The following is a 24,812-nucleotide window of genomic DNA, read 5'->3' as shown; positions in this document are numbered from 1 at the left end:
GTTGAGGTTTTATATGGTTTTAAATAGTTACATTTGTTGAACCCTGAATTTAGAAGAGAAAATTAAAAAAATGTTTATTATCAATCTTACCTACCAAGTTTCATTGGAAACTGTGGATAGATTTCTGGAGGAGCATATTTGCTATCTAGAGGAGCAATACAAAACAGGAAATTTTATGGCCTCGGGGAGGAAAGAGCCTCGAACAGGAGGAATTATTCTTGCAAAAGGTGAAAACCGTAAGGATGTTGAACAAATGATTGAGAAAGATCCATTTAAAAAACATGGGGTTGCTCATTATGAAATAATTGAATTTACTCCTAGTAAAACTAGTGAGGAGCTCACATTTTTACTAAATTAATAACATAACAAAAACAGACCAAAAAACAATTACTAAGATGTGAGTATTTGCATCTGACTAATTAAAAATCAATAATATACAAATGAAAACACTTAATGATTTTAACTTCGAAAATAAAAAAGCACTAATTCGTGTTGATTTTAATGTACCATTAAACGATGCTTTTGAAGTTACCGACGCAACCAGAATAGAGGCGGCAAAACCAACTATAATTAAAATATTGGAAGATGGTGGTAGTTGTATTTTAATGTCGCATTTAGGGCGTCCGAAGGGAGTAGAAGATCAATTTTCATTGCGCCATATAGTGGAAAAAGTTACTGAGGTATTAGGCGTAAGAGTAACTTTTGTTGAAGACTGTGTTGGAGATAAAGTGGCTGAAGCGGTGAGTAATTTAAAACAAGGTGAAATCTTGTTATTGGAAAACTTACGTTTTTATGGAGAGGAAAAATCTGGAGATACAGCCTTTGCTGAGCAGCTTTCAAAGTGGGGAGATGTATATGTAAACGATGCCTTTGGTACAGCGCATAGAGCACACGCGTCTACAGCTGTAATTGCTCAATTCTTTGAAAATGATAAGTGTTTTGGAAGTTTGTTAGCTCAAGAAATTGAGAGCATTGATAAAGTTTTAAATAATTCCGAAAAACCAGTAACAGCTATTTTAGGAGGGGCAAAAGTATCTTCTAAAATTGGAATTGTTGAGAATATTATTGAGAAAGTAGATCATATCATTATTGGTGGAGGAATGACTTTTACCTTTGTAAAAGCTTTAGGTGGAAAGATAGGAAACTCTTTAGTTGAAGATGATAAACTAGATTTAGCACTTGAAATTTTAGAAAAAGCGAAACAAAACAATACCCAAATTCATTTACCAGTTGATGCGGTAATCGCAGATGCTTTTTCAAATGATGCAAATACACAAACTGTAGATACAAATGAAATCCCAGAAGGATGGATGGGCTTAGATGTGGGGCCAAAAACTTCTGAGAAGTTTGCTGAGGTACTAGCAGCTTCAAAAACTATTTTATGGAATGGACCATTAGGTGTTTTTGAAATGGATAGTTTTTCAAAAGGTACTACCGAATTAGGAAATGCCATTGCTGAGTCTACTAAAAATGGAGCGTTCTCTTTAGTTGGAGGAGGAGATTCTGTAGCCGCAGTAAAGCAATTTGGTTTTGCTGACAAAGTAAGTTATGTGTCAACTGGAGGAGGAGCTATGCTAGAAAGCTTAGAAGGAAAAGTCCTTCCAGGAATTGATGCTATTTTGAATTAAATAAAGAGAGAAGACATCAATTGCTCGTTTCGCAATGTTATAATTCTCAAATCAAAAAAAATAATGAAATATACAACCTTACCAAATACAGATATTAAAGTTTCAAAGATTTGTCTAGGTACCATGACTTGGGGAAATCAGAATACTGAAGCCGAAGGGCATGAGCAAATGGATTATGCTCTTGAACAAGGAGTTAACTTTTTTGATGTAGCTGAGTTATATCCAGTGCCAGCTAATGCTGAAACCTATGGGGAAACCGAAAAAATCATAGGAACTTGGTTTAAAAAAACTGGAAATCGCGATAAAGTAGTTTTAGCAACTAAAATTGCTGGAGCAGGTGATTATACAGCACATATACGAAAAGACGGTTTTAGTAAACGCGCTATTAAAGAAGCTATTGAAGGTAGTTTACAACGTTTACAAACGGATTATATTGATTTATACCAATTACACTGGCCAGAAAGAGGAGTAAACTGTTTTGGAGTACGTGATTATCCCTATAAAGTTTCTGCAAAAGAAGCTGAAAACCATTTAGAGATATTGGAAACGTTAAACGATTATGTAAAACAAGGAATTATTAAGCATATTGGTTTATCTAATGAAACTCCTTGGGGAACGATGAAGTATTTACAAACTTCAGAGCAACATAATTTGCCAAGACCAGTAACAATTCAAAATTCATATTCATTAATTCATCGTGCCTATGAATACGGAATGTCAGAGGTGTCATTACGAGAAGATATTGGTTTGTTAGCGTATTCACCTCTAGCTTTTGGAATATTATCTGGAAAGTATTTAGGTGGTAAAAAACCGGAAGGAGCCCGTGTAACGTTATTTCCAAACTTTAGCAGGTATTCATCTGCCGAATCTGCAAAAGCAGTGGGAAAGTATCAGGAAGTTGCTAAAAAGCACGGTTTAACTTTAGCTGAATTATCGTTAGCTTATGTGAATCAACTACCGTTTGTAACTAGTAATATTATTGGTGCTACCAAAATGGATCAATTAAAGGAGAATATCAATTCTATTAATATTGATCTTTCAGAAGATATTTTAAATGAAATCGAAGCAGTTCATAGCTTAATACCAAATCCAGCGCCATAATTCGTTGGGAACACAATAAATAAAAAAAGCGAGAATGTTAATTCTCGCTTTTTTTATTTATTCTCTTAGATATGAAATTAATACCCAATCTTTTTACGCAATCTTTGTAAAACATCTTGGGCAACTTTTCTCGCTTTATCTGCTCCAATAGTTAAAGCTTCATCAATTTCATGACGATTTTCCATATAGTGATTATACTTAGCTCTAATATCAGCAAACTGCTCAATAATTAGTTCGTATAAAGCTTGTTTTGCATGTCCATAACCGTAGTTCCCACCTTCATAATTAGCTCTCATCTCAGCAATTTGCTCCTCATTAGCCAATAGTTTATATAAAGCAAAAACATTATCAGTATCTGGGTTTTTTGGTTCTTCTAAAGGAGTACTATCCGTTTGAATTCCCATGATTTGTTTTCTCAACTTTTTGTCTGGTAAGAAAATATTGATAACATTATTTCTGGACTTACTCATTTTTTCACCGTCAATACCAGGAATTAACTTTGTTTCCTCGTTAATTTTAGCCTGTGGCGGAACTAGGGTGTCACCAACAATATTATTAATTCTGTTTGCTACATCACGAGAAATTTCCAAGTGCTGTAATTGATCTTTGCCAACAGGAACAATTTCTGCATCATATAATAAAATATCGGCTGCCATTAACATTGGATAGGTAAATAAACCAGCATTTACATCTGCTAACCGGTCCGCTTTATCCTTAAAACTATGCGCTAAGGTTAATCGCTGATATGGAAAATAACAGCTTAAATACCAAGATAGCTCAGCTACTTCAGGAATATCACTTTGACGATAGAATACAGTCTTATTAATGTCAATACCACAAGCAAGCCAAGTTGCAGCAACACTATAGGTATTCTCACGCAGCTGTTCTCCTTCCTTAATTTGTGTTAAAGAGTGCATATCTGCAATAAAAATAAAAGATTCATTGTTGGAGTCGTTAGCCATCTGAATAGCTGGTAAAATTGCTCCCAATAAATTTCCTAAATGTGGTGTTCCTGTACTTTGAACTCCCGTTAAAATTCTCGCCATTGGTTATTTATATATAAAATTGTTTATATCTGGTTGTTTAAAATTTGCAAATAATTCATTCCTAAAACAAGAAATAAACATAACTGCAGTTATCTTATAGATCCTATGTGAATTGTTTATAGCAACACAAGACGGGCAAAAATAAGCTTTAAATTTATCAAACAAAAGAAATTACTACATTCGCAGTTATGAAGTATTTTAAAATTCCTTTTCTTTTAATCTGGAGGCTGTGGTTTTACATTTTAATGTTTAGCACAATTCTGATTATGATGCCTATACTTTTGGTACTTACATCTAATGAAAAGTACTACCCAACATTTTGGAAAATGATTAGAGGTTGGTCTTTTCTGTTAGTGTACGGAATGGGGTTTCGATTAAAAATTGAAAGAGATGAACGTATAAAAAAAGATAAAAGTTACTTGTTTATAGCAAATCATGCTTCTATGATTGATCCTTGGATTATGATTATAATGAGTAAAAACCCGATTGTTTTTGTTGGAAAAAAAGAGCTGGTGAAAATTCCTGTTTTTGGTTTTTTCTATAAGAAGGTGGTAATTATGGTAGATAGAGGTTCTGATAAAAGTAGAAAACGGGTTTACAAAATGGCTAAGGAAAAATTAAAAAACGGAACCAGTGTTGGTATTTTCCCAGAGGGACTTGTTCCTGAGGAAGACATTGTGTTGGCTCCTTTTAAAAATGGGGCTTTTAGCTTAGCTATTGAACATAAAATCCCTATTGTTCCTCAGGTTTATTACGATTCTAAGAGGTTTTTTTCCTGGAATATCTACAAAGGAGGCCCTGGAATTATTAGGATAAAACAAGGATGTTTTATAGAAACAAAAGATAAAAAAATAGGCGATAGAAAAGAATTGCGCGACCAAGCATTTGATATGATTTATCATGAATTAAGTAATGATAAACTATATATGAATGATACTAACAAAAAGTTTTAATATTTTTGCCAACGAAATTTTCTGAAAAGGTAGTGGTCTAAACTAGTGATTTAATGCTGTTTTATTTCTTTTTTGACAAGGAATTTAAGAAAAAAATCATTATATTTAAGACTGATACTTAAAGATAGAAGCTTTTAGAAGCAAAGTGAACCCGTATTATGAAAACAAGTGTTGTGCCTTGTTTGTAGTACGAAGCGCTGTGTTTACTCCCCCACATTATAATAGTCCTGATACAATGTAATATTGATGAGTAAACGTATGATAAAGATTGTCTTGATTGATGATGAGAATGATGCTTTAGAGGCATTAGAGTGGAAAATAAGGAAATGTAGGCCGAATGAAAATTTTAACATTGTAAAATGTAGTTCTCCCGTTATTGCGTCTGATATAATTAGAGAAATTAACCCAGATATTGTTTTTTTAGATATCCAAATGTTAGAAATGGATGGGTTTACTTTTCTGAATAATTTTCCAAATAGAGGATTTGATGTGGTTTTTACAACTGCCCATGATGAGTATGGTGTAAAGGCGGTGAAGGCGAATGCTTTGGACTACCTTTTAAAACCAGTAGACCTAGATGAGTTGCAACTTACTTTCGAAAAAGCTAAAAAGCGATTTTATTATAAAAAAAGAGAAGTCAAAGTAATAGATAAGATAAATATTTCTGCTGACGGAAAGGTGTATTTAGTTGACAAAAAAGATGTTGTTTACTTGAAAGCTGATAAAAGCTATACTACCATTTTCTTAACAGAGGAAAGGAGAATTGTTGCTACAAAAACTTTAAAAGAAGTTCAAAAGAAATTTGCATTTCCTGAGTTTTATAGAGTGCATAACTCCTATGTGATTAATCTTAACTGTGTTACGGAGTACAATAGAGGCTCAAGCGAGCTAACATTAATTGATGGAACCGTTGTAAGTGTAAGTAGGCGTAAGAAGAATGAGTTGGTGGAAATGTTACAATTGGATAAATAATTAATGCTTCTTGATATTACTTCTGGTTTTTACTCTTGGATAAGAGGAGGTCTTTCTGTTCTCTTTATTTACCACTTTATCTTTTATTTATTGAATAGAGATAAGCTAAACAAGTACTATAGTATTTACTTGTTTTGTATTGTGGTATATTTAACTAGGGATGTTTTTGAGAATGAAACTGTGATATCTTTTTATCAATACATTAGCTTTTCAATTCAATACATTGCCTATTTTTATTTTATTCAGTTTTGTAGAAGCTTAACTAGAAGTCGCAGAGGTTTTCCTAGGCTAGATGTAATAGCGCAGAGGTTTTCTTGGGTGCTCATTTTATTTGCTTTAATACTTGTAGTTGTTCAGTTTTTTTACGGGTATGAGATTCAAAAGAAAGTAGTCGCTTTTTCCGTACCTTTCGCTTCAATTTGTTCTTTGCTAATTTTTTACATGCTCGCAAAAAGCAAATCAAAGCATTCGAAATATTTATTAATTGGCTGTATATTTTTCCTGATAGCGGCAAATATAAGCTCATTAAAAATGCTTAAAGGAGAGTATTACTTAATAGATTGGCCAGTACACCGAATGTTTTATTATTTCATAGGAGCTTTTGCTCAGAGCATAATATTTACGGCGCTAATTAGTAGTTATTTAAAAGGAATTTTTGAGAAAAAACAGCAAGCGGAACTGAATTTGTTAAAACAAAAAAATCAGATTGCTCAATTAAAAATGGTGGCACTTAAAAGTCAAATGAATCCTCATTTTTTATTTAATTCATTGAACTCCATTAACAATTATGTTATTCAAAACAAGGTTGATGAAGCTTCTAACTTTATCACTAAATTTTCAATGCTCGTTAGAAAAGTTCTTCAAGTAACTAATGAAAACTCAATTAGCTTAGAAGAAGAACTACAAATATTATCTGTATATATTAAACTAGAACAATTGAGAGCGAAAAATGGATTTAGTTTTGATATTCAGATAGATAAAAGTATTAAAGTAGCTAGGTTAAGAGTTGTACCACTTTTTTTACAGCCATTTATTGAAAACGCTATTTGGCATGGTTTAAGTTTTAAAGAAGGAGAAAAAATTATTAAGCTTTCGATTTATAAATTGGATGATATGGTTCGTGTTTTAATTAGAGATAATGGAATAGGAATAAAAAGAAGTAAAATAAAAAATTTACATACCAGTACTGGTAGAAAATCATTCGGTATTAACATCGTAAAAGAACGAATGGAAATTATGTATGGAAAAGCTGTTGATATTCATATAAAAGACCTGAGCGATGGGCAAGAAACGGGAACTCAAATTTCCATTGTTTTCCCTTTAAAATTAGCATAATATGAATTGGTAAACGCCAGTTATTGCTTGATGTTAGTTGTTTGTTTAAGTTTTTCTTCCAATGGCATAATTCAGAGAAAATGAAGCATAATCTTTTGTAATTTAGACACATGAAAAGAAAGGGATTGTGATTTTAGGGGGAACTCACAGTTTTATTCGAGAAAAGATCAAGAATTGCTTGATCTTTTCTTTATGCTACAATATTTAGAAGAAGAATACGAATTCTTGGATTATAACTGGAAATGGTAGTACTCTATTGACAAAGTATTACCATTTTTTATAGGGCAGCTTGCTTAAGTTAGAATTGTAATATTTAATATCTCCAGTAACTTCTTTTGCTAACCAATTAGGCTTTGTGAAAAGTTCATTTTCAGAATTGAGTTCAATTTCTGCAATAAGTAAACCTTCATTATCTCCTAAAAATTCATCTACTTCATACGTGTGAGATTTTATATTAACCAAATACCTAAACTTTTCAATAACACCTTTCTCACATAAATGGAACAAACTTTCAGCTTCTGATTTGTTTATTTGTTTTTCCCATTCAAATCGGGTTGTTCCTTCTTTACTCGAAGGCCCTTTTATGGTTAAAAACCCTTCGTTATCCTTAATTCTAACTCTAACAACACGTTCTTTATCAGAGTTTAAAAAACCTTGTTTAATATATACCTTTTTGAAAGCTTGGTTTTTGAAATCATTGGAAGCAACCAAGAATTTACGTTCAATTTCTACAGACATAAAAAATCAAATTTGTACGAATGTACTGCTTTTTAGCGTTAATAGTAATATCTTTGATATTAAGACAAAGTATTTCAGACTTGAAGCTTTTTATGATGTTAGTATTCTTGAAAGAAATCATAGGAGCAAGTCTTGAAAGTGTTGTCTTTCATCTTTGAAATTAAATTTTTAAATCAAGTTGTTCAGGTGAAAAAAATACTACCATTTTTTCTACTTTTTTTCAATATCACTTTATTCTCTCAAGTAGACTATTCTGATAGTTGGGAAGATCTATTTTCTTATTCTAATGTAAAGGATTTTACTAAGGAAGGTAATTTTATATATGCATTGGCTGATAACGCTGTTTTTATATATAATGCAGTTTCTAATGAGACGAGTAAGATATCATCAATTCATGGATTATCGGGAGGTACAACTTCAGCTTTACATTATAGTAGTTCATTAGAAAGATTGGTTATTGGTTATGAAGATGGATTGTTGGAAGTTGTAAATAATGATGGTAAAATAACAAAGTCTCCAGAGATTACTAATTTTAATCAGACTGGAGAGAAGAGAATTAACCACATTTATGAGTTTAACAACAAATTATATTTAGCAACACCTTTTGCTATTGTGGTTTATGATATAGAAAGACTGGAGTTTGGAGATACTTATTTTATTGGATTTGGTTCATCTGATTTAAACATAAATCAGATTACAGTAAATGAAGGGCAAATTTATGCAGCTACTGAAAATGGTATTTATATAGCGGATGTTAATAATCCAAACTTGATAGATTTCAATAATTGGACACAAACGTTTACGGGGAATTTTACAAACATTTCTGTTTTCGATAATCAGGTTTTTGCTTCAAGAGGAAATGAATTACTCAGAATTCAAGGATCAAATATCAGTACTGTCAGAACATTTCCAGAAAATATTATTGGAATAAAGAGTTCAAACAATAGCATTACAATTGCTTTGAGCAATACAGCGGTAGTTTTGAATACTGGTTTGGGGGTGGTGAAGCAAATAACTGCAAATACTAATTTTAATTTTCAGTTAAATGAAGCTTATGAAGAAAACGGAGATGTTTATTTAGGAACCACCACTTTCGGTATTTTAAAAACCTTTAATGGAAGTACTTTTCAAGAAATTCATCCTGAAGGACCAATGTTTAATGATATTTTTTCAATGGATGTTCACAACAGTAATTTATGGTTGGTTTATGGAGGATATAATGTTACTTACACCCCTTCGGGTAATAGAAAAGGGTTTTCTCATTTCAATGGTCAGAGCTGGAACAACTATCCATACGATCCAAATACACCTTTTGCCGATTTAGTTTCTGTAAATATTAATAAAAATGAAGAAAGCTCTGTTTTTATAAGTTCATTTGGAGATATTACCGGAGCTCAAATTAATACTCCATTAACTGGAGGTTTGTTGAATATTCAAGATGGGCAAGTACAAAACTTCTATAATCAATTAAATAGCCCTTTAGAGGATATTGTTGAAGATATTCCAAATAGAGTAACTATTCGTGTGAGTGGATCAGCATTCGACAGGCAAGGGAATTTATGGGTAACAAATATAGGAGTTTCACAAAGGCTGAAAAAATTATCGGCTAGTGGTCAATGGACAGGTTATGATATTGAATCGATTATTAACTTTAATAAAATAGGGTTAAACGAAATTGAAGTTGATAGGTTTAATAATGTATGGATTGGAACAAGAGGTAATGGGTTATTGGCATATAATGAAAATGGAGACAGGAAGGAAGCTTTAATCGCTGAGGTGAATAGAGGAGATTTACCAAGTAATAATGTTCGAACTATTGGAGTTGATAGAAATAATAGAATATGGATTGGTACTTCTATCGGGTTGGTCGTGTTTAATAATGCTTCTGGAATTTTTGATAGTAATATAAATAATGCTGAACCCGTTGTAATATTGGATGAAGGAATTCCGAAAAAGCTTTTAGGTGATCAAACAATAAATTCTATTGAAATTGATGGCGGTGATAATAAGTGGTTTGGAACGGAAACAGGAGGTGTTTTATATACAAACCCAAGTGGTGAAACTACTTTAGCTGCATTCAATAAGGATAATTCGCCTTTACCTTCTAATAAAATAGTTAAAATAAAAGTAGACGATATTACTGGTAAAGTGTATTTTGCAACAAGCCGTGGAATGGTAGCCTACAAGAGTGGTGTTGTACCCTTCGGAGAAGGTCTTGAAGAAGTATATGCTTATCCTAATCCGGCCCTAAGAAAACATGATGTTGTTACAATTGATGGGCGTAATGGCTCTCATTTACCAAAGGGAACAAACGTGAAAATATTAGATGTTTCAGGGAATTTAGTTTTCGAAACAAATGTTGTCGAGGGGCAGCAGTTAGGCGGAGGTAAAGTAACTTGGAATAAACGAAATTTGGCCGGAACGAGAGTAGCTTCAGGAATATATATTGTATTGCTATCAAATGAAGACAATACGGAATCGGCAACAACTAAAATAGCTATTGTAAACTAATGCCAATTGTTAATACAAAAGCCATCGTTTTTGGAACTATCAAGTACGGAGATACCAGTTTAATAGTAAAGTGTTTTACACTTGAAGATGGTGTAAAGTCGTATATGGTTAAAGGAGTTTTAAGTTCTAGAAAAGGAAAACTAAAAACAGCCTATTTTCAGCCATTAACTCAACTACAAATGGTGGCCAATCATAATCATAAAAGTACACTTAATTCAATAAAAGAAGCACGAGTTATTCATCCTTATAGCAGTATACATACTTCTATTGTTAAACAAACTATCGTTCTGTTTCTTTCTGAGATTCTTTCAGGGATTATACAGGAAGAAGAAAAAAACCCAGGGTTATATACATACATAGAAACAGCGTTACTTTGGCTCGATAGTCATGATGAAATATCAAACTTTCATTTAGTGTTTTTAATGAATTTATCTAAGTTTTTAGGTTTTTACCCAGATACTTCGAATATAGGGAAAAAAGGTTTTAATTTAGCCGAAGGAAGCTTTACCGATTCCGAGTATGAAAATTTAACACTATATAATGTTGAATTAACACTTTTTAAAAGGGTGTTAGGCATAAATTTTGATGCAATAAATGCAATTTCATTAAATAAAAATGAAAGGCAAATTATACTCAAAACACTAATAAAATATTTTGAGTTGCATTTGGATGGGTTTAGAAAACCAAAATCGTTAGATATATTAGAAACTGTGTTTAATTAAATAAACAATGAAACAAGTAGTATTTACACTATTTTTATTTTTAGCGCACTCGATTTTTTCTCAGGAAATAACAATTTTTGATGCAGAAACAGGAAAGCCAATTGAGTCGGTTGCCGTATATAACAGAGCAAAAATGAAATCTGCAATAAGTGATGAAAATGGTGTTCTTAATCTTTCAGAGTTTTCTCCGAATGAAATGTTGATCTTTTCTCATGTAACTTATTCTGAATATAGAGCAAAGAAGAAAGCTATTTTGGCTAATGATAATCATGTTTATTTATCGAAGCATTCAGAGCAATTAGATGAGGTAGTACTTTCTGTATTTAAGAATAAAGAAAAGAGAAATAGAATTGCAGAGCAAATAGCCTTAATAACAAGTAAAGATATAGCTAAGGTTTCACCGCAGACATCGGCAGATTTATTAGCCAATGTACCTGGTATTAAAGTGCAAAAATCTCAATCTGGAGGAGGAAGTCCAGTACTGAGAGGTATGGAAAGTAATAGAGTATTGTTAGTTGTAGATGGAGTTCGATTGAACAATGCTATTTATAGAAAAGGACACCTTCAAAACTCAATAACAGTATCTCCTAACTTATTAGATAGAACAGAAGTAGTTTTCGGACCTTCTTCTGTTATTTATGGTTCAGATGCTTTAGGAGGAGTAATTCATTATTATACAAAAACTCCAAAGTTATCTAAAAAAGATAGTGAAATTAAAGGAGGATTATTTTCTAGATATAGTACAGTTAATAATGAAACTACCAATACAGTATCGGCAGAACTAAGATTTAAAAATTGGGCCTCTTTTACAAGTATTTCTCACAGTAATTTTGACGATTTAGCCATGGGTAAAAATAGATCACATGGTTTTGAAGATTGGGGAAAGGTTCCGTTTTACTCTGAAAATATAAACGGAAACTATGAAGAAAACCCTACAGTAAATGACCACCAAAATTTACAGAGAAATACGGGGTATAATCAAACTGACGTTCTTCAAAAGTTTTTTGTGCCGTTGTCGAAAAGAACCGATTTAAAGGTAAATATTCAATATTCAACATCTTCAAATATTCCTCGTTTTGATAGATTAACTGAATTAAAAGGAGAGAGTTTAAAATTTGCGGAATGGTATTATGGACCACAGAAAAGATTGTTGATTTCTCCGCAATTGGAAATTAATCCGAGAAAGAAGTGGTTAGAAAAAGGAGTAATTACTTTAGCTTACCAAAGCATTGAAGAAAGTAGAATTCAAAGAAAATTTGGAAGCTTGGATAAATCTTTCAGAGAGGAAAATGTAAATGTGTTTAGTGTAAATGGAGATTTCAAGGTGCCATTGGCTAAGAAACGTAATTTGGAGTATGGTTTTGAAATGGTATACAACGATGTTAACTCTAATTCTTATGGGAAAACATTGAACATTGTTGATGGGGCAATTCAAGGTTTTAACGGCGACTTTGCCGTTCAGTCAAGATATGCTGATGGAGGAAGCTCCTATTTCAGTTCTGCGCTATATTTAGGGTATAGGCAAGATTTAAACAGTAAATCAACCCTAAACACAGGAGTGCGATTAACCAATACAAATTTAACAGCAAAATGGATCGATGAGCAATTTATTCAATTGCCTAATAATGATATTAGTTTAAATAATACGGCTTTAACGGCAACAATTGGTTATGTATATAAGCCCAATAAAACTTGGCAGTTAAACGCTGTTTTATCATCTGGTTTTAGGTCTCCAAATATTGATGATGTAGGAAAGGTAAGAGAGAAAAATGGGAATGTAACGGTTCCAAATATCGATTTAAAACCTGAGCATGCTTATAATGCTGAAATTGGAATTCAAAAGTATTTCAACGATCGTAAATTTAGAGTAGGAGCAAATGTGTATTATACTCTACTGAATAATTATATTTATAGAACACCATTTGATTTAAGTGTTAATAGTGAAGCAGAAGTAGGTTCTGAAATTCAATTTGATGGAGAAACAGGAAATGCTGTAGCAAATGTAAATAAAGGAAGTGCGTATGTAACTGGATTTACAGTGAGCTATGAAGGGAAACTACATAAAAACTGGAAAACTTCTGGATTTATTACCTATACGAAGGGAGAAAGTTATGACTTAAAAGAGCCTTTGTCTTCGATTCCTCCGTTGTTTGGTAATTTTGAATTAAACTATACCAATAATAAGTTTGAAGGAGGCGCCAACTTGGTATTCAATGCTAAAAAAGATATTCAAGATTATAATATTAGTGAAGGAATTGATAACCATGAGCAAACTCCAATTATAAATGCAGATGCTCAAGAAGATGTAGATAAGTATTTCGGAAGCCCAGCTTGGATGACGGTAGGGTTATTTGGAAGGTTTGCAGTTTCAAATAGTTTGACTTTACAGGGAAATATCACAAATCTTTTCGACGAACATTACAGAGAATTTGCTTCAGGAATTTCTGCTCCGGGAAGAAACTTTTCAATAGCTTTGCAAGTAAATTTATAACTAGAAATGATCAATATATTTAAAATTGTAAGCCTCTTAGAAGGAATATCTTATATACTACTTTTATTCATTGCCGTTCCAATTAAATACATGCAAAACAATCCAGAATATGTTAAAATGTTAGGGATGCCACATGGTTTATTATTTGTGCTGTATATCGTATTGGCAATTATGTTGAAATACGAATTAGAATGGAAGGGTAAAGACTTTTTTATGGTTTGTCTTTTGTCGATATTACCGTTTGGAACTTTTTTCGTTGGAAAGTATTTGAAGAAATAGCTTTCTTGAATTATGAGTTTTAAGTTTTGAATGTTTGGTGTTTAATGTTGGTATTGTTTTTTCGAGAATCGAAAGTTGTAAGGGTGAAAAGCTGAAAGTAATCAATTCAATACAAAAACTCAAAACTCGGCATTAGCAATTTAACTCAATTAATAATTCATAATTTCCATTATCCACCACTTACAGGGGGTATAATAGCAACTACATCATTATTCTGTATTTCTTGATTGTCATTTGCATATTCTTCGTTAATAGCAACAGCAAATGAGCTGAGTCTGGCCATATTTGGGAATTCAGAAATTAAGTGTTGTTTAAGTTCTGCTACTGAGATAGTATTGTCAAATAATAATTCAGAGGTAGAGCTAAGGATTTCACTGGCAGCACCAAAAGCAAGTAATTGAATTTTCATGATTGTAAATTGATAAATATGTTTCAACAAGTAGCTGAAACTTATTAAATAATTGTTTTATTTAGCTATTGATTTTCGTGTCAATAGATAATCAAAAATAAGCATTTCTATTGGGATAAGAATCAATACTTATTTTCTAAGGAAATCAACCATCTTGTCTGGGAAATCAGTAAACCCACCATCAATATTTGCTTCGAAAAATAATACATTCATCATATCGTCAAATGAAGAAAACTCTTCTAATTGATCATATCTAAAAGTATATGGATGTACTACTAAATCAAGTTCATGAGCCTCTTTAACAAGGTTCGTAAACAGCCATTTTCCATTTTCTTTTTTATCCAAAATTTGCTTGTACCAAGGACCTATTCCATTCGCATAAGAGGCAAAATGTTTTAATTGTTTAGCCTCTTCTGGAAACTCAATTAATTGCACAAGAAAAAGCTCTGATTTCACTTCTTTACGAATTCGTTCTAGTTCTTTTGAGTCAAAACATTGTAAAATACAGTTGTCTTCCTTTGTTTTGTATCCATATGAGGAGAGAATATCTAAAGTAATTTTAGCGATATCTTTTCCATTTTTATGATGAAAATCTGGATTCTTAATTTCAGGATAAATTCCAATTGATTTTCCAGTACTATAATTCAACCCCTGAATCAGTTCAATTTCTTGTGATAGTGAGTGTAATCTAAAATTACCTTTGTTCTTTGGAAAGCGGTTTGGGTAAAATTGCTTTCCTGTTGAAGGTTTAAAACGCTCAGTTACTTTTAATTGTTGTAATTCAGCAAAAGTAAAATCAATAACATAATACCTATCATCTTCTCTTTTTCTCTCTGGAAAAATTGTAGCTACATTGGTTACATCATCTAAGTATATATCATGGATAACTATAGGTATATCGTCTTTACTTAGAACCAGGTCCTGTTCAATATAATCAGGATGCATTGCATAAGCCATGACTTTCGCTTCCATAGTGTGCTCTGGTAAATATCCTGAGGCTCCTCTATGTGCAATTACTACTTTAGGATTTGTTGAATTGTTCATGTCTTTTTTGCAGCTAATACCTATAAAAATAATAAGTACAATGTTACAAATAAAGAATATATTAATTGTTTTTTTTCCTGGTGACATAAAAACTTATAAGAGAATGTGTTAACTGAATACAAATGTAACATTCTGATTTAAAAGATAATTAGAGGTGTTTGATTGTTAGAGTTAGATTAATTTAGATAATTGAAATAATCATGTCAAAAATTTTCAATAGTATATGTATCATGAGTGTAAAATTAGCTAGATGTTTTTAAGCAATTCTTGGTATTTGTTGTTGCCACAAATTATAATATATTCCTTGTTTTTCGTATAACTCCTTGTGATTGCCTTTTTCAGCAACTCTTCCTTTCTTGAGAACAACTATTTCATCGGCATTAACGACTGTACTTAAGCGATGAGCAATAATAATTACCGTTTTTCCTTTTTCTCTTATGGAGTTAACTGCTTTTTGGACAAAATTCTCCGAAGTGGAGTCAAGAGAAGATGTTGCTTCATCCAATACAAGTACTTCAGGTTTTTTATATAGAGCTCTTGCAATTGCGATTCGTTGTTTTTGACCACCGGATAAAGATGCTCCGTTTTCACCTAAATAGGTATTGAATCCATTGGGAAGTTCTTCTATGAATTGAAGAATTCCAATAGAATTACAGATCCGAATAATTAAATCCATATCTGGATTAAAATCGCCTACAGCAATATTATCGACAACATTCCCTGAAAATAGATCGATTTGTTGAGGTACTACACTCACTAAATTTCTTAAACTTTCATTTTGAATATACTTGACATCGATTTCACCAAATTTTATTTGTCCTTTTTGTATTGGGTATAAATTTTGCAGTAATGATATCAAGGTAGATTTTCCAGAGCCACTTTCCCCAACAATAGCCGTAATTTTACCTTTCTTTAAAGTTAAATTGAAATCATTGAAAACTTGAACTCGACTCCCGTATCGAAATGCCACGTTTTCTAAGTTTATATTTCCGATTTTATCTTTAGTTAACTCCATTTTTTGCTCATTTTCTTCTCTTTCCAAATCCATGATTTCGAAGAGTCTGTCTGCTGCTATTAAAGCATTTTGAATCTGTTTATTGGCTCCAATTAAACTTGCCACAGGACTGGTGAAGTAACCAATGATAGCGTAAAACGACATTAGTTCTCCCGCGGTGATTTGTCGATCAATTACGAAATACGAACCACTCCATAATAATACCACAGTAAAAATTTGGGCGATTAACTTGGTTGAAGTTCCCGAAAAAATAGAATTTAAAGCGGATTTGTAACCTATTTGTAATAGACTGATAAATCGAGTTTCTGTTTTAATATTGGCAAAATCTTCTAAGCCGAATCGTTTTATGGTTCCTACTGAATTTAGAGATTCGACTAGCTGACTTTCTAGATCAGCAGAAGATTCCATGATTTTTCGCTCTGTTTTTTTATTGAGTTTATTGATGATAAAGTATACTAAAAAGTAGAATGGGATTACAGCAAGCATGATAAGCGCTAGTTTCCAATAGTACATAAACATTAATCCAAAGGAGAAAAAAAGAATTAACACGTTTACAGTTAATGATAGTGATACTTCATTTATAAAAGCTCTGATTTTAACAGCATCATTAATTCTAGAGATGATTTCTCCAACTCGCATGGTGTCAAAAAATTGTTGAGGGAGTTTTAATAAATGTTTGTAATAACCTAAAATGAGACGGGCATCAATCTGTTGTCCAGTTTTTATTAAAAATATGTCTTTAAAAACACCGATGATAATTTGTAAGACTATTAGCACTAGCATTATAACACTTAGTAAGTTTAATAGCTTGGTATTCCCCCCAACGAGCACGTAATCTGTGATTTTTTGAATATAAATTGAAGTAGAAAAACCTAAAAGTGTGTAAATAATAGCACCAATAAAAGCTTGAAGAATAACCGATTTATGAGGTTTTAATAAGAACCAAAGACGCTTTATAACGGATACTTTTTCATTTCGAGGAGTAAAATCTTCTTGGGGTAATAATAAAAGCAAAACACCAGTCCATTCCTTTAAAAACTCATCATGTGTTTTCTTATGAAATTTACCATCTCCTGGATCCATAATTTTTATGTATTCCTTGGTAACTTCGTAAATGACGACATAATGATGTAGTTTTTCACTAACAATTACATGGGCTATAGCAGGTTTTGGAATTTTAAATAAGCTATCCAGTTCTCCTCGAACGCCTTTCGCTTGAAATCCTAATTTTTGGGCGGCCTCAATTAGACCAAGTACATTAGTTCCTTTTTTGTCTGTGCTTGCATATTGTCGAATACGAGCAATGGGGAGTTGTAATTTATAATGAGCAGCTATAGAAGCTAAACATGCAGCACCGCAATCAGTAATATCGTGTTGTTTTATGGTAATTTTAGCCATTCCTTTTTCTAAATGTTTTCTGCAAATTAATGGATGTTGACTGCAATTCTTTTGCAAGGAAAGAGAAAAAGTAAGTGAGTGTATTCAATAGGTCGAGCTAGACCATATAGCTTCTTTTATGCCATGGGATTATTGTGAAAAATAATAAATAACCGTTTGTTGAAGTAAATATTTATTCCTCCGACTGCTTTGTAGTGAAAGTAGTCAATAGTTCAAGGGAACTTGGTTTTTTGTTTAAAAAGTTGTTGTCCAGGTAATAAAAATTAAAATGCCAAAAACAGAAGCGAGTATATCGAAGATATCAAAATTAATATTTTGATTATAAAATCGCTCGAATTCCATAAATAGAACAATAGCCATTGTGAATATTATGGATTTAAGTTTGCTAATGTTAAGTTTTAAATAAACTAGGAAGACCATAGCAGCTCCAATAAAATTTGGGAGTATACCTAAAATAAAAGCTATGATAGTTTCAGGAAAGTTTAAATACACATAGGGTCTCAACAATTTATTTATACTTAAATAGAGAGTAAATAAAATTGTAATGCAAGCCACACGACTATTATGAAGACAAAGCCTAATTAATTTCAATTTTTACAGGTGTATTTTTATTTTAATCCATGTAAGATTCCATCGAGAAAGACTTCTCTGAAATCAAATAAAAAAATGGTTAAAAGTATCATGATAGAGAATACAGCATTTTTTTCTTTTTCATGAGATCAACTTTTCTTTTGATTAAAAATAAAAATTATAATAGCGATGATAATATTGATGTAAGCTGACTTATTTTTAGAAAGATTCAAAAGGTTATCAAAGTCCAGATTGAGAATGTTTATGACAAATAAAAGGATTGCAATTATAGATATTATTTTCATGTTATTTATTTGCTTTAGGTTGTAGTATTTTAAACAATTGAGAAAAATTCGATTCAAATGTAATAATTTTGAATCGAATTATTGATGTTATAGTGAATCGATGTAATGAAATGCGACTAAGACCATACCCTTATTAACGTTATATAGCCTTTTAGCTTCTCTTGCTAAATAGTACCACCCTGATTCACCTCCATTAACAAAAGTTAGTTCTTCTGCATTTAATTCTTCAACTTTGAAATTTTTTAAATCTTTCATTTTTTTTATTTTTTATGATTATAAACTATGCCAACCGTTGGAAATATCCTCTCCGACTTTATCCCAATCTGTATTTAGAGCAGCTAAAGTCAAAGCAATTCCTGCAACTACAAGACTAATACCGAAGTCTCCTCCATTATTATTTTTTAGTTCTTCTTGGTTTAATTCCTTAACTCCAAAATTTTCTAAATTTTTCATTTTTTAAAACTTTTAATTAAACTTTTTCTTTTGATACGACCTTACGTTTTGAAACATAAAATCAGTATCGATATCAATTCAAAACTATGTGCACCTATTTCTGATTTGATACTGCAAACATAATCGTGTTCACTGCAATTAACTTGCAAGGTTCATATTTGTTGGTAAAAAGTAGCTCCCACCAAAAATTTGAGTTACTTCATTTCCTGTTAAAACACTAACAGAAATAGATACTTGAAAATCAAAATCGTTACAGTAGTGATATGTTCTTCTACTTCGACTATAGCAAATATTCGCATTGTAATCTTTCAATTGTTCGAGAAGTAAATGTATTGATCGTTCACTAATATTTAATAAAGAAGCAAGCTCTTTCGGTGTTCCAGTTTTTTCCTGTTGAATTAGGTTATGTACTTGCTGTAATCGTTCTAAGTTTTTTAAATTTTTCATGGGTAATTTTATGTATTTCTTTTGATGAGCATATTTTCTATTGTGGAGTTTGCGCGATATTCGGATTTAACCAATCATCCACTTTGTCATATAGTAAATCAAATAAGGAACGTTTGGCAATATCGAATCTAGCCTGTACAGTCATTCCTTTTTTGAAATACCCTTTGAATCCATTTTGTAAACTAAGGTAATCTTGATCTAAAGAGCAAAGCACGCGGAATACAGGTTGTTTGTCAATCCATTGCACGTCATTCCCAATTTCTTTAATTGTTCCGGTAGCTAATCCCCACTGATTATAATTAAATGAAGAAACTTGAAAACTAACTTTATTTTCTTTTTTTAATAAACCAATAGTTTCAGGGGAAACATAGCATTCGGCTACAATTGCCGTGTTTGGAGAAATTTCCGTTAGTTTAGTGCCAGCAGGAAGAAAAGCCCCTTGTTCAATGCCATTCATGTTTAATACAACTCCGCTTATTGGAGCTTTAATAACTGATAAACGACCTTCTTCATTTAGTTTTATTTTGGTAGCTTCTAATTCCTTTAATGCGTTTTGTGTTGTTATTAAAGTTGCTTGCCAAGAACTTTTATGTTGGTTCTTTAGCTGCTTTATGGCATTGATGGCTAAGTCATAATTTAATCGCTGATCATTTAAAGTAATTTTAGCGATAACCCCTTTTTCAAACAATTGCTTATTTCGAAAATAATCTTGTTTAGCTTTTAAAAATCTGGTTTGTAGTTCTCTTAACTTTTGTTGGTACGATTGAAACTCTTGTTTATATTTTAAACTACCAAGATTGGATGCTCTATTTAAGGTGCTCAATTGTTTTAGATCTATTATAAATTCTTTATGCTCAATAATCTGTGCTTCAATATTTGCTTTTTCTTGGATATTGGTTTTATTACTAAGAACAAGTAGGGTGTCACCTTTCTTTACCAAAGAGTTGTTTTTTAAACTTTTTTGAATTACTTCTCCACTTGTTAAGTTTTGAACCCATATCCGGTCACTTTCAGATCGAAGCATGCCTTGTGATGTTTCAGAAACAGTGATTTTAATGAAAGGAAGAGAAATAAATCCTATTAACAAACTCATTAAAATTATGGTATAAATAATACTCGTTTTTCTGTTGTGTTTGAATTGATGTACCTCTACTGTGTTTTCGATAATTTCTTTTGGAAATAGTTGTTTTGGCATATTTTTTCATTGAGTGAGATATATTTCCTTTGAACTTTTGAAATCAATAATGCTTATTGTCTCAACAATATCTCTAGTTATCTTTTTCCATGAATTTTTTAAAGTCACTCACAGTTTTATGACCAGTTGCTCACAAAAAGTGTTTTTTGTGTTTCAACAGTTGTAAAATTTTATAAAAGTTTTCGTAAGTAATGTAGATAGCAATTACAACTTACTTTTTCTTTAGCGTTGGCGAAAGTAATATTTTTTTTAATCGAGCTGAATGTTTTTTGGTATTTCTTTTTGCATTTTTTAGAATATTCTGTAGATGAGTTCATTAAAATGGTTGACAGTTTTGATGTTCTTTTTGGTTAACTTTTGAAATTAAAAAACACCTCTTTACCCTAAAGTTTTATATTTTAATGAGAACAACTTGTAAACGATAAACAATTCAATAAATCGGACAATGTGTGTTTATCGTTTTTTCGGATAAAGAGGTATACTTTTTTCTAGCAATTTTCCCCGACGTAAATACACTACAAAGCAATGCAAAAAAAATGCAGTGAAAAAGCATTAAACTTCACGATTTATAAAAATTGGGTCGATATTTATAAAAATCGAGTTATAGATTTTTTGCTTAAAGTCTTTGTAATGAAAGGTTTGTTTGGTTTTTAGGATGCTGTCCTTAAATCATCTAAAGCGAGTTTAGCATCTTATATGTTTGAAAGTTATTTTGCAGATTTTAGACTAACTTTTAAGGTAATTTTAAGTATTTTCGAACCGGTAATTACATATCTATCTGGACAAAGCAATTGCGATTTTCACTTTAAAAAAATCTTTTCAAATGAAAAGGAACTTTTCAGTTTATCTTTTGAATCTTATCTTTTTTCTTAACCTTAATTTATTCGGTCAATTAAAAGAGATTGATACCTTGGCAGGAATAGAGTACATGGATTTGTTCAAAATAACCAACAAAAAGAAATCTAGGGAAGAAAAGGACAATGTTCTAAAATATATTATAAGAAAGGCTAAAAAAGAAAAGAACAGGAAATTTTTGATGATTAGTTACCATGCTATGGCTATTATACATAAGGAGGAGCTAATGTTGAAATATTGTGATAGTATAATTCAAAAGACAAAAGATAACCCAGATGAGAGTTACCCTCTGGAAGCATATCAACTCATTGGAGGCAATTATTATAGGAAACAAAAATATAAAGAGGCGCTCGATTATTATTTGATTGTTAAGAATTATGCTAATCAGTTTAATGATGATTACCAAATATTTCATTCCAACTATAATATAGGAATAATCAAAAGAAAGATAAAGGAGTATAAGTCCGCTATTTATTTGTATCAGGAAAACTTTAGATATGCTAAAGAAAATCAAGATAAAATAGATGTTTATACGAAATACATTTCAATTGCTGCACTTGCAAATATTTATAATGACCTAGGGGAGCCTGATTCAGCTTCATTTTATAATAGAATAGGTATTAAAGAGTTTAAAGATTTGGATAACAAAAAGTATTTTAATCACTTTTCTTTAAATGAGGCGGTTTCACAATACCATAGAGGGGAATATAAACAAGCTCTTGATAGTTTAATAAAGTACACTAGGTTTTTTGAAAAACTCAAATCAAAGAAAAATTTATCCATAGCTTATTTTTACATAGGGAATACTTATGTTAAACTTGACAACGAGGAAAAAGCAGTGTTGTACTATAAAAAACTAGATACAATATTTCAAATAAAACAAAGTATATTTCCTTTAACTAGAAAAGGATATGAATATTTGATTGACTATTATGAGAAAAAGGGAGATTTAAAAAACCAGTTGCTCTATATCAATAATTTGTTAAAAGTAGATAGTGTTCTTCATGCCCAAGAAATCTACATAAATAAAAAAATGCTAAAAGAATACGATATTCCAAAATTAGCAGCTGAAAAAGAAACCATTCTCCAACAATTAAAAACTGAAAAAAATAACACATCCTATATAATTTATGCTACTATAATAATTGTTTTAATCTTAATAATACTCCTGTACCTTCAATACTTAAAAAGAAAGACTTATAAAAAGCGGTTTGAGGAATTACTAAAAGACAAGTCAGATGGGAGTACTTATAAAGAAAAAGAAGTTAAAGAGAGTAAAATTGAAATACCAGATTCTATTGTAAATGAAATAATGAAATCTCTGGAGAAGTTTGAAAAAGAAAATTTATACATCTCTAATAAAATTACTTTGGCGAAATTAGCAAAGGAAATTAATACCAATACACAATATTTATCTAAAGTTGTCAATCATTTCAAGGGGAAGACCTTTTCAAATTATTTGAATGAGTTGCGCATTAATTATATTACGGAAAAACTTAAAGAAGACACTCAATTAAGGAGGTTTACGATCAAGGCTATCTCAGAGGAATCAGGTTTTAATAATGCAGAATCTTTTTCAAAAGCATTTTATAAAGTAAATGGAATCAGGCCTTCTTATTTTTTAAAAGAACTCGATAAACGATGAATGTAATGTTATCAAAAAAGAACATTTTTCTAATATATTTTTTAGTTATTGTTTGTATTAATTGTTTCTCCCAGAAAAATGAGGTTGATACTTTAAGAAATAAAAGTTTAGATACACTTTTTAGATATTATGAAAGGGCTCAGTCTGAAAAAGAAAAAATCAAGTATATTAAATGGTTTATCCAAAAGGCTAAAATCGAAAACGCTGAAAACGAGTTGATATCTGGTTATTACGTTATGTCCGATTTATACAATGATTATAGGTTTCTTGTATATTCAGATAGTGCAATTGATATATCAAAAAAAAAACCAACAAAATATTACCCTATGCTTATTTATCTTAGTAAAGGGATATATTATCGAAAGAAATACGATTACCATAGAGCTATAGATAATTTTTTGTTAGCTAATCAATGTGCAAAAAGAAATGGAATTGAAAAGTATATTATACAGTCTAATTTTGGAATTGGTACTATAAAAAGAAAAATTGAAGATTTTGAAGGAGCTATAAAGTTGTTGCAAGAAAATTATGTGTGTGCTAAAAAGAATAATGATGAATCAAATACGCTAAGGTCATTAATGGAAATATCCAATATTTATACTGAATATAAAAAAATTGACTCAACCAATAAGTATATAAACTTAGCTAGACAAAAGGCTCTTGAATTAAAAGACACTGTTTTTTACCATTACTTATTTATAAACGAAGGGATAAATTATTATAACCAAAAGAAGTATCGTTCATCCATAGTTTTTTTTAATAAAGCTATGAGTTTTTTTGAAAAGAAAAGAAATACCAGTTATCTATTGTATCCTTATTATTATATAGCAAAGTCTTTTGATTCGATTGGGAGAATCACCGAAGCTTTAAAATATTATAAAAAATCAGACTCAATATTTCAATTAGAAAGAAGTTTTTCACCTTTTATGAGAGATACTTACATAACACTTATTGATTACCACAAGAAAGAGAATGATTTAGAGATGCAATTGTTTTATATAAATCGGTTGTTAAAATTTGATAGCATTGTAAATCAAAAGGAACTATACGTAAGCAAAAAGATCTATAAGGAATATGATATTCCAAAATTAGAAGCTGAAAAAGAAACTATTCTTCAACAGTTAAAAACTGAAAAAAGTAACACATCCTATATAGTTTATGCTAGCATAATAATTGCTTTAACTTTAATAATATTCCTGTATCTTCAATACTTAAAAAGGAAGACTTATAAAAAAAGGTTTGAGGAATTATTAAAAGGCAAGTCAGATAGAGTCACGAGTAAAGAAAAAAAAGCTAATGAGAGTAAAATTGAAATACCAGAGTCTATTGTAAATGAAATAATGAAATCTCTGGAGAAGTTTGAAAAAGAAAATTTGTACACATCTAATCAGGTTACTTTAGCGAAACTAGCAAAGGAAATTAATACCAATACACAATACTTATCTAAAGTTGTTAATTGTTATAAAGGAAAGACCTTTTCAAGTTATTTGAACGAGTTGCGCATTAATTATATTACTCAAAAGCTTAAAGAAGATACCCAATTAAGGAAGTTTACCATAAAGGCTATTTCAGAGGAATCGGGTTTTAATAATGCGGAATCTTTTTCAAAAGCATTTTATAAAGTAAATGGAATCAGGCCTTCTTATTTTTTAAAAGAATTGGAGAAGTCATAAAACAAAAACCAGCATCTTTTTAAAAAG

General features: G+C 31.0%; 21 protein-coding genes. 12 read left to right on the top strand and 9 right to left on the bottom strand.

Annotated elements, in window-relative coordinates; all coding sequences use genetic code 11:
• Window positions 1–70: 70 nt before the first annotated feature.
• The 3 genes from ACKTTV_RS02560 (at window position 71) to ACKTTV_RS02550 (ending at window position 2,729) form a co-directional block, all read left to right on the top strand.
• A complete protein-coding gene (locus ACKTTV_RS02560) occupies window positions 71–358 on the top strand; it encodes a YciI family protein (protein WP_408029238.1) in 288 nt (95 codons plus the stop codon).
• A gap of 82 nt (window positions 359–440) precedes the next feature.
• The gene (locus tag ACKTTV_RS02555) at window positions 441–1,628 is read left to right on the top strand and encodes a phosphoglycerate kinase (protein WP_408029237.1); all 1,188 of its coding nucleotides are present in this window, start codon (window positions 441–443) and stop codon (window positions 1,626–1,628) included.
• A gap of 63 nt (window positions 1,629–1,691) precedes the next feature.
• Window positions 1,692–2,729, top strand: coding sequence for an NADP(H)-dependent aldo-keto reductase (locus ACKTTV_RS02550; protein WP_408029236.1), 1,038 nt, complete (start codon window positions 1,692–1,694; stop codon window positions 2,727–2,729).
• Window positions 2,730–2,806: 77 nt separating this feature from the next.
• Here ACKTTV_RS02550 and trpS read toward each other — a convergent pair whose 3' ends face one another.
• Complete coding sequence (gene trpS, locus ACKTTV_RS02545) at window positions 2,807–3,775, bottom strand: tryptophan--tRNA ligase (RefSeq protein WP_408029235.1); 969 nt, start codon at window positions 3,773–3,775, stop codon at window positions 2,807–2,809.
• 266 nt (window positions 3,776–4,041) lie between these two features.
• Here trpS and ACKTTV_RS02540 point away from each other — a divergent pair, with 266 nt between their 5' ends.
• The 3 genes from ACKTTV_RS02540 to ACKTTV_RS02530 all read left to right on the top strand — a co-directional run bounded on the left by ACKTTV_RS02540 (window position 4,042) and on the right by ACKTTV_RS02530 (window position 7,035).
• On the top strand, window positions 4,042–4,728 hold the full coding sequence (locus ACKTTV_RS02540; RefSeq protein ID WP_408029234.1) for a lysophospholipid acyltransferase family protein: 687 nt from the start codon (window positions 4,042–4,044) through the stop codon (window positions 4,726–4,728).
• A 258-nt stretch (window positions 4,729–4,986) separates the two neighbouring features.
• The gene (locus ACKTTV_RS02535) at window positions 4,987–5,700 is read left to right on the top strand and encodes a LytR/AlgR family response regulator transcription factor (protein ID WP_408029233.1); all 714 of its coding nucleotides are present in this window, start codon (window positions 4,987–4,989) and stop codon (window positions 5,698–5,700) included.
• 3 nt (window positions 5,701–5,703) lie between these two features.
• The gene (locus ACKTTV_RS02530) at window positions 5,704–7,035 is read left to right on the top strand and encodes a sensor histidine kinase (RefSeq protein ID WP_408029232.1); all 1,332 of its coding nucleotides are present in this window, start codon (window positions 5,704–5,706) and stop codon (window positions 7,033–7,035) included.
• 267 nt (window positions 7,036–7,302) lie between these two features.
• Here ACKTTV_RS02530 and ACKTTV_RS02525 read toward each other — a convergent pair whose 3' ends face one another.
• The gene (locus tag ACKTTV_RS02525; RefSeq protein WP_408029231.1) at window positions 7,303–7,773 is read right to left on the bottom strand and encodes a CYTH domain-containing protein; all 471 of its coding nucleotides are present in this window, start codon (window positions 7,771–7,773) and stop codon (window positions 7,303–7,305) included.
• Window positions 7,774–7,959: 186 nt separating this feature from the next.
• Here ACKTTV_RS02525 and porZ point away from each other — a divergent pair, with 186 nt between their 5' ends.
• Genes porZ through ACKTTV_RS02505 form a run of 4 tightly spaced genes read left to right on the top strand, consistent with a single transcriptional unit; the run spans window position 7,960 to window position 13,776 of the window.
• Entirely contained in the window at window positions 7,960–10,284 is a 2,325-nt protein-coding gene (gene porZ / locus ACKTTV_RS02520) for a type IX secretion system anionic LPS delivery protein PorZ (protein WP_408029230.1), read from the top strand.
• Window positions 10,284–11,006: a DNA repair protein RecO gene (recO, locus tag ACKTTV_RS02515; protein ID WP_408029229.1), complete on the top strand. Its 723-nt coding sequence runs from the start codon at window positions 10,284–10,286 to the stop codon at window positions 11,004–11,006. The genes porZ and recO overlap by 1 nt, the downstream gene beginning before the upstream one ends.
• 7 nt (window positions 11,007–11,013) lie before the next feature.
• Window positions 11,014–13,497, top strand: a complete 2,484-nt coding sequence (locus ACKTTV_RS02510) for a TonB-dependent receptor (RefSeq protein ID WP_408029228.1) — start codon at window positions 11,014–11,016, stop codon at window positions 13,495–13,497.
• A 6-nt stretch (window positions 13,498–13,503) separates the two neighbouring features.
• A complete protein-coding gene (locus ACKTTV_RS02505; RefSeq protein ID WP_408029227.1) occupies window positions 13,504–13,776 on the top strand; it encodes a DUF3817 domain-containing protein in 273 nt (90 codons plus the stop codon).
• A 169-nt stretch (window positions 13,777–13,945) separates the two neighbouring features.
• Here ACKTTV_RS02505 and ACKTTV_RS02500 read toward each other — a convergent pair whose 3' ends face one another.
• The 7 genes from ACKTTV_RS02500 to ACKTTV_RS02470 form a co-directional block, all read right to left on the bottom strand.
• Entirely contained in the window at window positions 13,946–14,185 is a 240-nt protein-coding gene (locus ACKTTV_RS02500; RefSeq protein WP_408029226.1) for a MoaD/ThiS family protein, read from the bottom strand.
• Window positions 14,186–14,314: 129 nt separating this feature from the next.
• A complete protein-coding gene (gene glpQ, locus ACKTTV_RS02495; RefSeq protein ID WP_408029225.1) occupies window positions 14,315–15,316 on the bottom strand; it encodes a glycerophosphodiester phosphodiesterase in 1,002 nt (333 codons plus the stop codon).
• Window positions 15,317–15,485: 169 nt separating this feature from the next.
• Complete coding sequence (locus tag ACKTTV_RS02490) at window positions 15,486–17,642, bottom strand: peptidase domain-containing ABC transporter (protein WP_408029224.1); 2,157 nt, start codon at window positions 17,640–17,642, stop codon at window positions 15,486–15,488.
• A gap of 962 nt (window positions 17,643–18,604) precedes the next feature.
• Window positions 18,605–18,772 carry a hypothetical protein gene (locus tag ACKTTV_RS02485; protein WP_408029223.1) on the bottom strand — a complete coding sequence of 56 codons (168 nt, stop codon included), beginning with the start codon at window positions 18,770–18,772 and terminating at the stop codon, window positions 18,605–18,607.
• Window positions 18,773–18,790: 18 nt separating this feature from the next.
• Window positions 18,791–18,970: a hypothetical protein gene (locus ACKTTV_RS02480; protein WP_408029222.1), complete on the bottom strand. Its 180-nt coding sequence runs from the start codon at window positions 18,968–18,970 to the stop codon at window positions 18,791–18,793.
• A 138-nt stretch (window positions 18,971–19,108) separates the two neighbouring features.
• Window positions 19,109–19,417 carry a DNA-binding protein gene (locus tag ACKTTV_RS02475; RefSeq protein WP_408029221.1) on the bottom strand — a complete coding sequence of 103 codons (309 nt, stop codon included), beginning with the start codon at window positions 19,415–19,417 and terminating at the stop codon, window positions 19,109–19,111.
• A gap of 37 nt (window positions 19,418–19,454) precedes the next feature.
• The gene (locus ACKTTV_RS02470; RefSeq protein ID WP_408029220.1) at window positions 19,455–20,612 is read right to left on the bottom strand and encodes an HlyD family secretion protein; all 1,158 of its coding nucleotides are present in this window, start codon (window positions 20,610–20,612) and stop codon (window positions 19,455–19,457) included.
• 823 nt (window positions 20,613–21,435) lie between these two features.
• Between ACKTTV_RS02470 and ACKTTV_RS02465 the strand changes: the two genes are divergently transcribed.
• Both ACKTTV_RS02465 and ACKTTV_RS02460 read left to right on the top strand, forming a co-directional pair.
• The gene (locus ACKTTV_RS02465; RefSeq protein WP_408029219.1) at window positions 21,436–23,112 is read left to right on the top strand and encodes a helix-turn-helix domain-containing protein; all 1,677 of its coding nucleotides are present in this window, start codon (window positions 21,436–21,438) and stop codon (window positions 23,110–23,112) included.
• Window positions 23,109–24,785, top strand: a complete 1,677-nt coding sequence (locus tag ACKTTV_RS02460) for a helix-turn-helix domain-containing protein (RefSeq protein ID WP_408029218.1) — start codon at window positions 23,109–23,111, stop codon at window positions 24,783–24,785. Before ACKTTV_RS02465 ends, ACKTTV_RS02460 begins: the two co-directional genes overlap by 4 nt.
• Window positions 24,786–24,812: the final 27 nt, after the last annotated feature.

The sequence above is a fragment of the Tenacibaculum xiamenense genome (assembly GCF_964513065.1).
GTDB lineage: Bacteria > Bacteroidota > Bacteroidia > Flavobacteriales > Flavobacteriaceae > Polaribacter > Polaribacter xiamenense.
This window is presented reverse-complemented; position numbering and strand designations above follow the sequence as displayed.